Annotated in this window: 14 protein-coding genes; 8 read left to right on the top strand and 6 right to left on the bottom strand. The window is 71.8% G+C overall.

Annotation, left to right across the window (positions count from 1 at the left end; genetic code table 11):
• Positions 1-90: 90 nt before the first annotated feature.
• Positions 91-1317, bottom strand: coding sequence for an MFS transporter (locus EJV46_RS14985; protein ID WP_240782576.1), 1227 nt, complete (start codon positions 1315-1317; stop codon positions 91-93).
• Between the two features lie 64 nt (positions 1318-1381).
• Between EJV46_RS14985 and EJV46_RS14980 the strand changes: the two genes are divergently transcribed.
• Positions 1382-2155 carry a helix-turn-helix domain-containing protein gene (locus EJV46_RS14980; RefSeq protein ID WP_131549503.1) on the top strand — a complete coding sequence of 258 codons (774 nt, stop codon included), beginning with the start codon at positions 1382-1384 and terminating at the stop codon, positions 2153-2155.
• Here EJV46_RS14980 and EJV46_RS14975 read toward each other — a convergent pair.
• From EJV46_RS14975 to EJV46_RS14965, 3 genes are all read right to left on the bottom strand, one after another.
• Positions 2133-3698, bottom strand: coding sequence for a D-aminopeptidase (locus EJV46_RS14975; protein WP_131549502.1), 1566 nt, complete (start codon positions 3696-3698; stop codon positions 2133-2135). The genes EJV46_RS14980 and EJV46_RS14975 overlap by 23 nt on opposite strands.
• 85 nt (positions 3699-3783) lie before the next feature.
• On the bottom strand, positions 3784-4968 hold the full coding sequence (locus EJV46_RS14970) for a cupin domain-containing protein (RefSeq protein ID WP_131549501.1): 1185 nt from the start codon (positions 4966-4968) through the stop codon (positions 3784-3786).
• A gap of 104 nt (positions 4969-5072) precedes the next feature.
• Positions 5073-5537 carry a hypothetical protein gene (locus tag EJV46_RS14965; RefSeq protein ID WP_131549500.1) on the bottom strand — a complete coding sequence of 155 codons (465 nt, stop codon included), beginning with the start codon at positions 5535-5537 and terminating at the stop codon, positions 5073-5075.
• A 252-nt stretch (positions 5538-5789) separates the two neighbouring features.
• Here EJV46_RS14965 and EJV46_RS14960 point away from each other — a divergent pair, with 252 nt between their 5' ends.
• On the top strand, positions 5790-6755 hold the full coding sequence (locus tag EJV46_RS14960; protein WP_131549499.1) for a tripartite tricarboxylate transporter substrate binding protein: 966 nt from the start codon (positions 5790-5792) through the stop codon (positions 6753-6755).
• 117 nt (positions 6756-6872) lie between these two features.
• Here the strand turns inward: EJV46_RS14960 and EJV46_RS14955 are convergent, their stop codons facing one another.
• Positions 6873-7508, bottom strand: coding sequence for a class I SAM-dependent methyltransferase (locus EJV46_RS14955; RefSeq protein ID WP_131549498.1), 636 nt, complete (start codon positions 7506-7508; stop codon positions 6873-6875).
• A gap of 131 nt (positions 7509-7639) precedes the next feature.
• Here EJV46_RS14955 and EJV46_RS14950 point away from each other — a divergent pair, with 131 nt between their 5' ends.
• Together EJV46_RS14950 and EJV46_RS14945 are read left to right on the top strand one after the other, a co-directional pair.
• Positions 7640-8149: a tripartite tricarboxylate transporter TctB family protein gene (locus tag EJV46_RS14950; RefSeq protein ID WP_240782575.1), complete on the top strand. Its 510-nt coding sequence runs from the start codon at positions 7640-7642 to the stop codon at positions 8147-8149.
• On the top strand, positions 8149-9654 hold the full coding sequence (locus EJV46_RS14945; RefSeq protein WP_131549497.1) for a tripartite tricarboxylate transporter permease: 1506 nt from the start codon (positions 8149-8151) through the stop codon (positions 9652-9654). The genes EJV46_RS14950 and EJV46_RS14945 overlap by 1 nt, the downstream gene beginning before the upstream one ends.
• Here the strand turns inward: EJV46_RS14945 and EJV46_RS14940 are convergent.
• Positions 9626-10057, bottom strand: coding sequence for a VOC family protein (locus tag EJV46_RS14940; RefSeq protein WP_131549496.1), 432 nt, complete (start codon positions 10055-10057; stop codon positions 9626-9628). The two genes, EJV46_RS14945 and EJV46_RS14940, sit on opposite strands and share 29 nt — an antisense overlap.
• A 114-nt stretch (positions 10058-10171) precedes the next feature.
• On the opposite strand from EJV46_RS14940, the gene EJV46_RS22880 reads away from it, so the two are divergent.
• Genes EJV46_RS22880 through EJV46_RS14920 form a run of 4 tightly spaced genes read left to right on the top strand, consistent with a single transcriptional unit; the run spans position 10172 to position 13829 of the window.
• Positions 10172-10558: a type II toxin-antitoxin system CcdA family antitoxin gene (locus EJV46_RS22880; RefSeq protein WP_165585560.1), complete on the top strand. Its 387-nt coding sequence runs from the start codon at positions 10172-10174 to the stop codon at positions 10556-10558.
• A 4-nt stretch (positions 10559-10562) separates the two neighbouring features.
• A complete protein-coding gene (locus EJV46_RS14930) occupies positions 10563-10865 on the top strand; it encodes a CcdB family protein (RefSeq protein ID WP_131549495.1) in 303 nt (100 codons plus the stop codon).
• A gap of 2 nt (positions 10866-10867) precedes the next feature.
• Positions 10868-12538: a stimulus-sensing domain-containing protein gene (locus tag EJV46_RS14925; protein WP_131549494.1), complete on the top strand. Its 1671-nt coding sequence runs from the start codon at positions 10868-10870 to the stop codon at positions 12536-12538.
• 34 nt (positions 12539-12572) lie between these two features.
• On the top strand, positions 12573-13829 hold the full coding sequence (locus EJV46_RS14920; protein ID WP_131549493.1) for an HdeD family acid-resistance protein: 1257 nt from the start codon (positions 12573-12575) through the stop codon (positions 13827-13829).
• Positions 13830-13925 lie beyond the last annotated feature (96 nt).

Here is a 13925-nt window from a genome sequence, read left to right as displayed (position 1 = left end):
CCGCCTTGGCTTCGCCGCGCCGCTGGACACCCGGGGGCGCGGTCGGCTGGGCGGCGCCGGCCGCGGTGCGGCCGGATGGTCGCTCCTGCTCTACTCCGCGGGAGCCGGCGCCGTGGCGGCGCGCCACAGTTCCGGCTTCAGCTCCTCCTTCCGGTTCGGGAACCAGAAGGCGCAGACCAGCGTCACCATCCCGAAGCCCGACAGCACCACCATCGCCGCCGCCAGATTGCCCGTGGCCTCGTGCAGGAAGCCCACGATCGGTGAGGCGAGGGCGGCGCCCAGGAAGCCCACCGTGAAGCGGATGGAGTAGATCTTCGCCCGCATCTCGGGGGCGATGTAGCGCGCGGTCATTGTCTCGTTCACCGTCACCTGGCCGAAGATCGCCGAGGCCACGAGGGCGGAGACCGGCAGCACCGCCCAGCCGTCCAGGAAGGACAAGGCGAGCAGCCCCGGAACCAGGACGATCGACAGCGGCATGAAGACCGATTTCAGCGTCTTGCGGTCGATCATCCGGCCGACGGTGTATTGCGTGACGCCCCCGCAGATCGTCGCCAGGAAGGCGAGCAGGCCGACCACCGGCAGCAAGTCCGGATTGCCGGCCAGGCGCTCCTGCATGAGCTTGGGCAGCAGCAGCGTGAAGGCGTTGAACACCAGCCCCGAGACGGCGCCGATGGTCAGCAGCGAGATCACCGCGTGGCGCACCACATGCCGCGGGATCACGGGGAAGGGTCGGGTCTGCACGCCGGCCTTCTTCGCGTCGAAGGCGGGCTCGCGCAGATAGATCAGGCCGACGCAGATGCAGACCAGCCCGGGCAGGATGAAGGCGTAGCGCCAGCCCATCTGGGCGGAGACGAAGGCGGTCACCACCGGCGCCAGCGCCACGCCGATATTGCCGAAGACGCCGTTGATCCCCATCGCGCGGCCCACCCGGTCGCCGCCGGCCTCGGCGATGATGGCCGTGCCGATCGGGTGATAGATCGCGAGGAAGCCCCCCATCACCACCAGGGCGGCGGCCAGGCCGAAGGGGCCCGAGGCGAAGCCCGCCGCCACCATGCCGGCGCCGGCGCCGAGGAAGCAGGCGATCATCATCGCCTTGCGGCCGACCTTGGAAGCGATCCAGCCCATCGGCAGCGCGCCGATCCCGTAGACGACGAACATGGCCGTGCCGAGCGCGAGGATGGGGCCATAGGCGGTCCCGAAGACCTCGCCATCTTGCTGGACCATGGCGAGGACGGCGGTCGCGAGGATCAGCAGCCCGTAATGGGTGAAGAGATGCGCGGCATTGATGAGGCAGATCTGCCGGGTGGCGGGTGACATGAGGGCGATTTCCTTTCGTTGCGCCAGGGAATAGCCTGTCCATCGATCAACGTCCGGACGAGTGATGTCGCGTATCTGCCACAACCCCCGTACCATCGCCCAGGAGCAGGTGGACCGCCCGCTCGCCGCCTTCGCGCGCGACTATGGCGAGGGCGAGAGGACGGGCTGGCACGACCACGGCCGCGCGCAGCTGCTCTACGCGATCGAGGGCGTGATGCGCGTGGATACGCCGGGCGCGCTTTTCGTGGTGCCGCCCGGCCGCGCGCTCTGGGTTCCCGCGGAGATGTCGCACGAGGTGCGCAGCCAGGGCCGCGTTGCCATGCGCGCCCTGTTCTTCCGCGCCGATGCGGCGCGGGTGGGCGAGGCCGTGCCGGCCGTGCTCGGCGTCTCGGCCCTGCTGCGCGAACTGATCCTCGCCGCCTGCGCCGAGCCGCTGGAATGGGACGAGGCCGGCCGCGGCGGCCATCTCGCGGCGCTGATCGCCGAAGAGGTGGCGCGTGCGCCGCGCTTGCCCTTCGGCGTCCCGGCGCTGCGAGACGCGCGGCTGAAGCGCCTCGCCGAGGCCCTGGCGACACAGCCGGCCAGCGCCCTCACGCTCGACGAATGGGCGGGCCGCTGCGGCGCCAGCGCGCGCACCCTCGCGCGGCTCTTTCATGCGGAGACCGGGATGGGCTTCGCCCGCTGGCGCCAGACGCTGCGCCTCGCCGAGGCGGCCGCGCTGCTGGCCCAGGGCGCGACGCCCGCGCGCGCCGCGGCGGCGGTGGGCTATGCCAGCGCGCCCGCCTTCGGCGCCGCGTTTCGCGCGGCCTTCGGGATCACGCCGGGCGAGGCGCGCTGAGCCTCTCGTAGACCAGCCGCCGCGCCAGCCAGCATCCCACCTCCACGCCCGCCGGCCTGCCCCCCGCATCGCGCCGGAAGGCCAGCGTCCAGTCGCCGGGCGGCGTGTGGTCCAGGGCGCGCGGGCAGGGCAGGGCCCAGAGGTCCGTCGCGATCGGCTTCAGCAGCTCCATCCGCCCCTGGCCGAGGAAGCCCGAGAAGCCGCCATAGAGCGTGCCGCCGCTCTCCACGACGGTGAGCTCGGCGTCCAGTTCCGCGCAGCGATAGCGCCCGCCGACATCCGCCGCGGCCTCGCCGGGGGCGGGCTGCAGGCGTGTCGAGGAATTCTCCTGCGGACGGAGCATCCAGAGGCCATCGCTGGCCATGCGGAGCTTCGTGCGGCCGTTGCCGGCCGTGCCACCGGCAAGGAGGTCCAGCCGCTCGGGCGAATGGCCGAAGCGCAGCAGGATCTGTCCAGGCGCCGCGTGCTCGATGCGCGCGGAAAGCCCGGTCTCCGGCTCGATATAGGCGCCGAGCCAGGAGGGCGGGGGGAGAGCGGCGTCGGGGGTGGTGCGTGTCTCGCCCAGCACGGCGGCCAGCAGGTCCATCGCGGCGCCATAGGCATCACCGAAATGGTTGAACATCACGACGACCGAGACGCGCTCGGAGGGCACGTAGACCCGATGGCTGCGCCAGCCGCGCAGCGCGCCGCCATGGCCGGTATGCGCGCGGCCGAAATCGCGGCCTCGCGCGAGGCCAAAGCCGTAGGGCGCCTCTGCGCCGTTCGCGAAATTCACCGGTGCCGAGATGCGCCCATAGAGCGAATCCGCCTCGCCGCGCGTCGCGTCGATATGGCGCTCCCAGGCGATCATGTCGTCGAGCGAGGCGCCAAGCCCCGCATCGCCTGTCCAGAGGATGCGGTTTTCCGCCGCGCGAAAGCCGCCGGCCTGGGTGCCTTCGTAGCCCTCGGTCCCGTCGGGCATGGCGCGCGTGTCGGCGGCGAGGATCGCCGTCTCCATGCCCGCGCGGTCGAAGACATGCGCGCGCAGCAGGTCGGCAAAGGGCTTTCCGGTGCGCTCCTGCAGCAGGTCGGAGAGCAGGCGGAAATTCTGGTTCACGTAGGAGTAGCGCGTTCCCGGCGCGAAATGCAGCGAGCGCGTGCCGGCGATGACGCGGGCGGCCTCCGTGTCGCCGAAGGGCGCCTCCACCGGCGAGCCGTGCAGCATCGCGACGGCCCAGTAGTCGCGCAGGCCGGACTGGTTATGCGCGAGATGCGTCGCCGAGGGCGCCGGCTCTTCGAGCAGAGGCAGATGCGCGCGCAGCCCGGCGTCGAGCGCCGTCGGATCGCGGAAGAGGTCCAGCAGCGTCGCGCAGGTGAACTGCTTGGTGATGGAGCACATGCGGAACAGCGTGCGCGGCGTGAACGGGATGCGCCGCTCGCTATTGGCCCAGCCCCAGGCGTGGCGGGCCAGGACCTCGCCGTCCCGCAGCACGGCGACGGCGCCGCCCGGTCCGGCATAGGCATGGGGGAGCTTCGCGAGGGCGGCGTCGAGACGGTCGGTCATGCGCGTCAGCTTCTCACGCCCATCGCCGCTTCGCGAGGGCAGGGCCGCCCGGCCCCGCATGCCGCGACACCGGTTGGAGTGAAGGCTAAACCGCCTCCAGCAGGCCCATCCGCCAGAGCTTGTGCGCGAAGTCCCGGTCCTCCGGCGCCGCGCCCTCGCTGAGCGCCGTGAGGGTCTCGGTCTGAGCCGCCGAGAGGTCCAGCGTGCCGCCGGTCCAGAACAGCGTCGCCGCGCCGTCATCGGCCAGGACCAGATGGGTGTGCATGCCTTCGGCCAGACGCAGCGGGCCCTCCGGCATCGGCGCGAAGAGGCCGCGGGCCGGCAGGGGCTGCCGGTCCCGGGCGAGCTGCTCCAGCAGCAGGTTGGTGAGGCGGCCGGCATGCTCGGGCCTGGCCATGCCGTTCAGCCGGGCGGCGAGGGCCGCGAACAGATCCGCCTCGCCGATGCGCCAGGTGGGGACGCTCTCGCGCAGCACGGGGTCGCTGAGCTCCAGCTCGTCGACGAGGCTGCGGATGGCCTGGGCCCAGCTCGCCTCCAGCAGCCCGAGCGTGATGTGCAGCGAGCGCTCGCCGGGTAGGGTGGCCGCGTCGTGCATCACCCCGCGCGGGATGTAGAGCAGGTCGCCGGGCGACATCGTCAGCTCGTGCGGCTCGCCGGCCGGCTGCATGTTCCCGGGCCAGGGGGTGCGGCGCGTGGGGCGCGGCAGGGGCTCGCCGTCCCAGACGCGCCAGCGCTTGCGGCCCTCGACCTGCAGCACGAAGACGTCATGCGTGTCGTAATGGGTGCGGAAGCCCTGCGCGGCCGGCGGGGTGAGATAGATATTGGCCTGCACGCCATGCAGGAACAGGCGCTCGAGGCCCCGGCAGAAATCGGCGAGCGGCGGATGGGTCTCGTGGAACTGCGAGACGACGAGGGAGGCGCCGGCGTCGAAGCGCGCGAGCAGCGCAGGCAGGTCCACGCGGCCGTCGGGCAGGGCGTATTCGTGCTCGGGCACGCCGGCGCTGCCGCTGCGCGATTCGTCGGCCATCGAGATGCGCGGGCTGCGCGCGCCATCGGTGCGCAGATGCGCGTCGATCGCGGCGACGCTCACGAGATGGTCGAAGCGGCTCGGCTCCGCGGCCGGGAAATGGCGCCAGTCCGGGCCCTCGCGGAGGGCGAGCACCTCGTCCACGGTCATCCCGGGGAAGGCGAGGGCGAAGGCGGCCTCGGCCAGTCCCCGGGCCATCTGGCCCCGACCGCCTTGCCCCTGATCCATGAGACCCTGATCCATTCGACCGTGATCCATGGCGCCCCGATCCATCGTCATTTCCATCAGGCGTTCCGCCGCGTTGTCCGGGCGCAGCTTAGCGCAGGTGCCGGCGATGCCGATGGGGGTCAGTAGCGGCCGCGGCCGGGCCCGTCATACGGGTCGCGGTCGGTGCGGCCCGTGTAGCCGCCGCCGCGATAGCCGCCGCGGCCGTTGCCCGCCCCATCGGAGGGGTCGTTGTCGGTGATGCCAGTGCCGCGTCTGGGAGCGCGATAGCCGCCGCGGCCGTTGCCGGCGCCGTCGCTGGGGTCGTTGTCGGTGATGCCGGTCCTGCCGCCGCGATAGCCGCCGCGCCCATTGCCGGCGCCGTCGTTCGGGTCGTTGTCGGTGATGCCGGTCCGGCCGCGATAGCCGCCGCGCCCGCGGCCTGCGCCGTCGCTCGGATCGTTGTCGGTGATGCCCGTGCGAGGCTGGGCTTCCGCCGGGGTCGAGAGCGCCGCCGCCGTGGCCGCCCCCAGGCCAGCGCCGCCCGCCACCCGGGCGATAAGGAGACGGCGCGTCAGGCGAGGGTCTTTCTTCTCGGCGTCGGACATTCGTTGGGCCTTGTTTCCCCTTGGATACAGCAGCTTGGCCCGAGACATTGCCGGATCGCAAGGTCTTTCCCCGCGGCGATGCGGTGAAGCATGATTTTTTGATCGCAGGCGCGGGTGCACAGGAGGCTCGGCGCGTTCCGCCCCGGTTGCGCCGGACGCCGTCCGGGACCCATCCTGGGGCCGAACCCGATCCCGGCGGGACGTCCAGGGAATCGCAGGAAAGGGCCGAGCCCCATGAACCGCAGGAATCGCATGAACCGCCGATCCCTCCTCGCCGCCGCGGCGCTTGCCCCGCTGGCCGCCGGCGAGGCCGCCGCCCAGGGCAGTCCGCGCTTCGCCCATATGAGCATGTTCATCCCGGCCGGCCCCGGCGGCGGCTGGGACGGACTCGGCCGCGCCATCGAGCAGGTCGCGCGGCCGGCGGGCCTGGTCGGCAGCTTCCAGTTCGAGAACGTCGGCGGCGCCGGCGGCATCGTCGGTCTGCCGCGCTTCGTGGCGCAGCGGCGCGGCCGCGGCGACGCGCTGATGGTCTCGGGCTCCATCATGGTGGGCGCGGTGCTGACCAACCGCTCGCCGCTCGGCCTGTCGAGCGTCACGCCGATCGCGCGAATGACCCAGGAGGTCGGCGTGGTGGTGGTGCCGGCGCAATCCGACATCCAGGACATCGCCGGATTGCTGAGCGCCTTCCGCACCCATCCCGGCGGCACCTCGGTCGCGGGCGGCAGCGCCGGCGGCACCGACCACATCACCCTCGGCCTCATCCTGCGGGCGCTGGGCCGCAGCGCCCGCGAGGGCAGCTACGTGGCCTTCGCCGGCGGCGGCCCGGCCCAGGCGGCGATCCTGGGCGCGCAGGTGAAGTGCGGCATCTCGGGCTACTCCGAATTCGCCGAGCAGATCCGGGCGGGACGGATGCGCGCGCTGGCCACCACGGGCGAGACGCGCAGCGCGCCTGGCATCCCGACGCTGAAGGAATCCGGCGTGGACGTGGTGATCGCCAATTGGCGCGGCGTCTTCGGCGCGCCCGGCATCACTGCGAACCAGAAGGCCGCGCTGACAGGCTTCGTCACCGACCTCGTGGCCTTGCCCGCCTGGCGCGAGCTGACGGCGACGCGTGGCTGGGACGACGCCTTCCTTTCGGGCGCCGAGTTCGAGCGCTTCCTGGCCGCCGACACCGCGGCCACGGAGACCGTGCTGAAGGAGCTCGGCCTCGCCGGCTGATGAGCCTCGTCACCAGGGCTGATGTCCCGTGCCGTCCCCCTAACCATCTCCGCTGCGGACGGGTGCCGCGCTGAACGCGCCGGACGCCGCCACCTTCCACCGCGGAGCGGCCAAGGGCTACGCGGACCCTCCGCCGCTCGCCGCGGCCTGATCGACCCTTTGGGCTAGCCAGACGGTGTGCCCATTGCAGCCGGGATCCTCGGCGCGGTGGGCCACCACCCGGAAGCCGTTCTGATCCAGCAGGGCCTGGTACTCCACCGGGTCCAGGCTGGCGTGGAAGAGCGTCTCGCCCTCGAATCGGCCCAGCGCCACGCCATGCGCCGGGCCGCTCGTGTACATCAGCGCCGCGCCCGCCGCCGCATGATCGCGGAACCGGGGGAAGATGCGGCGCTGGTCCTCCTGGTCCAGGTGGAAGAAGCTGTCCCAGGCCAGGATGCCGTCGAAGCGGCGGCCGAGCGCGAGGCCGCGCATATCGGCCACATGCCAGTCCCGGCCGGGGAAGCGCGTCCGGCACAGCTCGATCATCGAGGGCGAGGAATCCACGCCCGTCACGCGCAGGCCGGATTGCTCAAGATGCCGCGCGATCGGCTCGCCCGAGCCGCAGCCCAGGTCCAGCACCTCGCCGCCGGGGGGAATCAGCGCCGCGAAGCGGTCCAGCCAGGCCCGCTCGAACAGGTTCTTGCCGCGTCGCCTGTCGAAAGCGGCGGCATGCCGCTCGTAGAGGCCGATGATGCTTGCGGCGTCGGGATGCATGTCCGCAGCCTGCGACACGCCGCGCCGCCTGTCACGGCATGGCCGGAAAGCCATCTTCCGGACAGGTGACTCTCGGCGGCAAGCTGCCAGAAGAAGCCGAGGAACCGAGGAACCGAGGAGTCGCGAGGCCGATGACATCCCGTATGCCCTTGCCCGACCTGTTTGCCGGGCTCGCCGTGCTGGGCTTCGGCCTGATCGGCTTATGGCAGGCCTGGGCCATTCCGGTCTCGCCGCTCCATGCCCAGGTCGGCCCCAAGGCGATCCCCTATGTCGTCGCGGCCGGGCTGACGGCGCTCGGCGCCGGGCTCGTAGGCGCGGCGCTGCGCGGCGGCTGGTCGCACGGGATAGAAGAGCTGGCCGGCGCCGCGCCGCCGAACCGGCGGGCCCTGGGCTTTCTCTTTGCCGGCCTCCTCGCGAACCTCGTCCTGATCGGCCCGGCCGGCTTCTCCATCGCGGCCTCCGTGCAGTTCGTTCTGGTGGCCGCGGCCTTCGGCAGCCGCTCCATGGCGCGCGACCTGCTGATCGCCCTGCCGCTGACCCTGCTGGCCTGGTTCCTCTTCGTGCAGGGTCTCGGCGTGAACATCGGCGCCGGGCTGCTGGAAGGCTTCATTCTGCGGCTGCTCGGGCAGGAGCCGGTCTGATGGAGGCGATCGGCGGGCTGTCCCTCGGCTTCTCCCATGCGCTCAGCCTGGGCAACCTCGGCTGGGCGCTGCTGGGCTGCTTCCTCGGCACGGCGGTGGGCGTGCTGCCGGGCATCGGGCCGGCGCTGACCATCGCGCTGCTGCTGCCCATCACCTACCAGGTGAGCGCCACGGGGGCCTTCATCCTCTTCTGCGGCGTCTTCTACGGCGCGATGTACGGCGGCAGCACGACCTCGATCCTGCTGAACACGCCGGGCGAATCCGGCTCCATCATCACCGCGCTGGAGGGGGCCAAGATGGCGCGCAGCGGCCGGGCAGGGCCGGCGCTGGCGACGGCGGCCGTCGGCAGCTTCGTGGCCGGCGTCGTGGGCACGCTGGGCATCGCCTTTCTCGGCCCGATCATCGTGGACTACGCCCTGCTGCTGGGCCCGGCCGAGTACTTCTCGCTGATGCTGCTCTGCTTCGTCACGGTCTCCGCGGTGCTGGGCGGCTCGGCGCTGCGGGGGCTGACGAGCCTGTTCTTCGGCCTCTCGCTGGGACTCGTCGGCATCGACCTCCAGACAGGCCAGCCGCGCATGACCTTCGGCCTGCCGGAGCTCTTCGACGGGGTGAACGTGGTGCTGGTGGCCGTCGCGCTCTTCGCGGTGGCGGAGGCGCTCCACATGGCCTGGCACCATGTGGAGGGGAGGGCGCGGGTGCGGCCGGTGGGCCGTCTCTGGCTTTCGCGATCCGACCTGAAGCGCAGCTTCTGGCCCTGGATCCGCGGCGCCGGGCTGGGCTTCCCCTTCGGCGTGATGCCGGCCGGCGGCACCGAGATGCCGACGATGCTCAGCTACTACGCCGAAAAGAAACTGGTCGCGCCCGAGCATGCGGAGGAGTTCGGCACGACCGGCGCGATCGAGGGCGTGGCCGGGCCGGAGGCGGCCAACAACGCGGCGGCGGCCGGCGTCCTGGTGCCCATGCTGACATTGGGCCTGCCGACCAGCGCGACGGCGGCCATCATGCTCTCCGCCTTCCAGAGCTACGGCATCCAGCCCGGGCCGCTGCTGTTCCAGACGCAGGCCGAGCTGGTCTGGACGCTGATCGCGAGCCTCTTCGTCGCCAATGTGATGCTTGTGGTGCTGAACCTGCCGCTGATCGGCCTCTGGGTGCGGATCCTGAAGATTCCGCAGCCGCAGCTCTATGCCGGCATCCTCGTCTTCGCGACGATCGGCACCTACGGCATCTCCAACTCCGTCACCGACCTGCTGCTGCTCTATGGCATCGGGATCATCGGCATGTTCATGCGGCGCTTCGACTTTCCCGTGGCGCCCGTCGTGATCGGGATGATCCTGGGGCCCATGGCCGAGCAGGCGCTGCGCCAGGCCATGACCATCAGCGAGGGCGACTGGAGCACCTTCGTGACCCGGCCGGGCAGCCTCGCGATCCTGATTCTCGTGGCACTGGCGCTGCTGGGGCCGCGGTTCTACGTGCGGATCATGCGGCGGCGCGCGGCGGGGGCGTGAAGACGCATTCCAGCTTCAGCCCGTCCGGGTCGGCGAAGAAAACGGCATAGTAGCCGCGTCCCTGATTGTACTCGGGATATTCGGCCGGGGCGTCGAGGATAGGGGCGCCCGTCTTCAGGAGCAGGGCGTGCATCTCGTCCACGGCCGCCCGGCTTTCCACCGCGAAGGCCAGGTGATGCAGCCCGGGGGCGTAGCGGTCGTGCGGGCGGCCGGCGCTTTCCTCGCGGGCGCGCCGGATGTCGATGGAATGCTCGCCGAGCGGCGAGACGAGCTCCCAGCCACAGGCCTCCTCGCCCTGGCGCAGGAGCCGGTAGCCGAGGGCGGTCAGGACAGCATGGTAGAGCGCGAAGGACGCCTTCGGATCCCGGACGGTCAGGTCTATGTGATGCACGACGCCGCGCATGCGAACCGCTCCTGCTGCTGTCCAGAAATGCGCCGCGCCCGCCGTCGGTTTGCTAGGTTCGGCCTGTCAGGATCGACCTTGCAGGCCGCGAGGCCCTGGGCTAGCGTCCGGACCATGCGGGATCCCGGTCTTGCCAAGGCGATCGAGCGGGCCGGGGGCGTCAACGCCCTGGCGCGGGCGCTCGGCCTTGCCAGCGCCTCGGTCGCGCAGTGGCGCAGCGTGCCGCCGGCCCGGGTCGGCGAGGTCGCGCGGGCCACCGGCCTCGCCCCCGCCGAACTCCGGCCCGACCTGAATCCCGGCTTCGCCGAGACCCAGGCTCCTTTCGCGGAGGCGGAGGCCCTTGGCCTGGACGCGGCCGCCATCGCCGCCCAGGCCTTGCGCGAGGCTGTCCGCGCGGAAAAGGCCCGGCGCTGGCTGGAAGAGAATCGCGAGGCGATCGAGGCCTGGAACCGCTGGACCGAAGAGAACGGGCTTCCCCTCGCCGAATACCGGATGTTCTGACGCCATGGCGCGCTTCGACCTGTTCCGCCGCGCGCGCGGCGCCCCGGGCTATCTGCTCCAGGTGCAGAGCGAATTCCTCGACGCGCTCGAGACGCGCGTCGTGGCGCCGCTGCTGCCGCCGGCCGCCCTGCCCCTTCCGGTGCGCGACCTGCATCCCCGCTTCGAGATCGAAGGCGAGCCGTTCCTGATGGCGACTCAGCTTCTCGGCGCCATTCCGCGCCGCGAACTCGGCCGGCCGGTCGGCTCCCTCGCCGATCGCCAGGAAGAGATCACCCGCGCCCTCGACACATTGCTGACCGGCTTCTGACCATGCCCGAAGCCCCTCTCCTCAAGCCCGACGAGGCCGCCCCGGCCGAGGAGCGGCTGCGCCGCCGCTGGGTCTCGCCGCTGCTGCGGCGCATCCTGCTGGTGAACGCGCTGCCGCCGGCGCTGCTGGCCGCCGCGCTGCTCTACCTTGACCAGTACCAGAACGGCCTGCTGGCCGCCGAGGTTGAGGCCATGCGCAACCAGGCACGCATCTATGCCGGCGCCATTGCCGAGGCCGCCGTCCGCATCCAGGACGACCGCGCCGTGCTCCTCCCGGAGCAGGCGCGGCCGCTGCTGCGCCGGCTGGTCGAGCCCTCGCCCAACACCCAGGCGCGGCTCTTCGACACGGCCGGGCTCGTCGTGGCCGACAGCCGTGTGCGCGAGGCGGTGGGCGGCGCCGTAGTCACCGAGCCGCTGCCCGCGCCGGTCTCGCGCGGCGCGCTCTCGGACACCGTCTCGGGCCTCTACGAGCGTGTGCTGAGCCTGCTGCCGACCCAGTCGCGCAATCCCGTCGTGCTCGACACCACGCCCGACGCCCAGAGCTTCGACTGGCAGCCCGATCTCGGCCCCGAGCGCCAGGCGGAGCTGCGGCTGGCGCTGGAGGGCGGCGTCACCCCCTATATCCGCCGCACGCCCGACGGCCGCCTGCTGGTCTCCGTGGCCGAGCCCGCCCGGCGCGGCGCCCAGGCGGTGGGCATCGTGCTGCTGACGCGCGAGGCCCGCGAGGTGGACGAGCGGCTCTTCGAGATCCGCGCCAGCGTGCTCGGCCTCTTCGTGCTGGCGCTGATCCTGACCGTCGCCGTCTCCCTCTATCTCGCGCGCACCATCGCGACGCCGATCCTCCAGCTCGCCGGCGCGGCGGCCGAGATGCGGCAGGGCAAGGGCCGGACGGGCAGCGTGCCGAGCGGCTTGCTGGAGCGCCGCGACGAGATCGGCGTGCTCGCGCGCGACCTGCAGGCCGCGGCCCGCGCGCTCTGGGCCCGCATCGACGCGAACGAGCGCTTCGCGGCCGATGTCGCGCACGAGCTGAAGAACCCGCTCACCAGCGTGCGCAGCGCCATCGAGACGCTGCTGCGCGTGGAGGACCCGGCGCAGCAGCGCCGGCTGCTTTCCATCATCGCGAATGACGCCGTGCGCATGGACCGGCTGATCGGCGACATCTCGGACAGCTCGCGCGTCGATGCCGAGCTCTCGCGCAGCATCTCGGAGCCGGTGGATATCGGCCCGATCCTCGCCGTGCTGGTGGAGCTGCACAACACGACGCGCCAGCCGAACGACCCGGAGATGCTTCTGGAGGCGCCCGAGAAGCTGGTGGCGATGGGGGTGGAGGACCGCCTCGTGCAGGTCATCCGCAACCTGCTGGGCAATGCCGTCTCCTTCAGCCCGCAGAACGGCCATGTCTGGCTCCGCGCCCGAGAGACGGCGGCGGAGGTCGAGCTCACCGTGGAGGACGAGGGGCCCGGCATCCCCGACGCCAGGCTCGAGGGGATCTTCGACCGCTTCTATTCCGAGCGTCCGCGCGACGAGCGCTTCGGCCAGCATTCGGGGCTGGGCCTCTCCATCTCCAAGCAGATCATCGAGGGGCTGCGCGGGCGGATCGGCGCCGAGAACCGCAGGGACGCGGAGGGTAAGGTGCTGGGGGCGCGGTTCGTGGTGCGGCTGCCGAAGGCCTGAAGCGCATGACCGGCGTCCCCATGAGGGCAGGAGCATGATCGAAGTCGCCGCCATCCTGATCGGCGCCGAGACCGTCCGGCGCCGCTGGTGGGTGGTCGCCGCCATCGGGCTGCTCTGGATGGCGCTCGGCGCATTCTTCTTCGCCGATGCCCTCGTCGAGGAGGTGCGGATCAGCGACGTGTATTTCGTGATCCCGCTGCTGATCGACGGCGGCCTCTCGCTCGCCGCGGGCTTCAACAGCGCGGGCACGGGCCGGAAGGTCCGCTTCACCAAGGCCGCCGCCTTCCTGGCCATCGCGCTGCTGGTGATCTTCGACCCCGGGCACAGCGCGATGATCATCGGCTTCGTCGCGGGCATCTACCTGGTCGTCGACGCCGTCTGGCGGGCCATGAGCGCCCATGTGGTCCGGTTCCGGCGGTGGCGCCTCTCGCTGCTCCATGCCGGGATCGAGTTCCTGCTGGGCGCCTGGTCCTTCGTGCCCTGGCCGACGCAATGGCAGGGCGAGGTGGGCATCGATGTCGGGCTGCTCCTCATGGTCTCGGCCCTCGGCGTCTGCGGGCTGGCCTGGCGCATCCTCCGCATGCCTCCCGGCACGCCCATGTCCAGGATCATGGCGCATGAGGGCAGCCGGGAGGTCGCCTCTTCGCGGAACGCGGCCGCTTCCACGCAGCCGCGCGTGGCCGCCATCGTCCATGTCTGGACGCCCACCGGCGCGCTCGCGCCGATCGGCCGTGGGGTCAGCCGCTACGTGGCGGCGCTCGACGAGCAGGGCGTCATCTCGACCGGCCATGCCGCCCTCGAAGCGCCCGGCTTCTATGTCAGCCATTATCCGGCGGCGGAGATCGACCGTTCGGCCGGCGATTTCCGCCGGACGCTGAGGGCGACGCGCGACAACGACGTGCCGGGGCGGTTCCTGCCCAGCTACCAGGAGGAGAGCGCCGGCTGGTGCCCCTCCACGCTGCAGGTGCGTCTCCCGGGCCTCGACCTGCCCGCGATGCGCGGCTTCTGGGACGCCTACGGCGCCGACACGACCTACAACCTGACGAACCGGAACTGCTCGAGCACCGTGGCGGCCGTGATCGAGGCCGGGCTGGAGGGGGTCTTCGCCGCGGAGGCGCGCTCCCCCTGGTTCCTGCTGCGGCTGCTGCTGAGCCCCGAGCTCTGGATCGCCGGGCATCTGCGCGCCCGCACGGCCGCGATGGCCTGGACGCCGGGCCTTGTGCTGGATTACGCCCGGGCGCTGTCCTACCTCGTCACCCTCCCTGAGCGCCCGGGGCGGAGGCCGGCTTGACACCCGGGCCGCTGCACCCTTGCAACGGCATCCCGAAAGCGTCATATGAGGGCCTTGCCAACACCATCCGTTCATAGGGGGGTGGCCTTCCGGGGC

Origin of the sequence: Roseococcus sp. SYP-B2431 (assembly GCF_004336745.1) — a bacterium.
Classification (GTDB): Bacteria; Pseudomonadota; Alphaproteobacteria; order Acetobacterales; family Acetobacteraceae; genus Roseococcus.
Note: the sequence above shows the minus strand (reverse complement) of the source record. Positions and strands in the feature narration are given on the sequence as shown.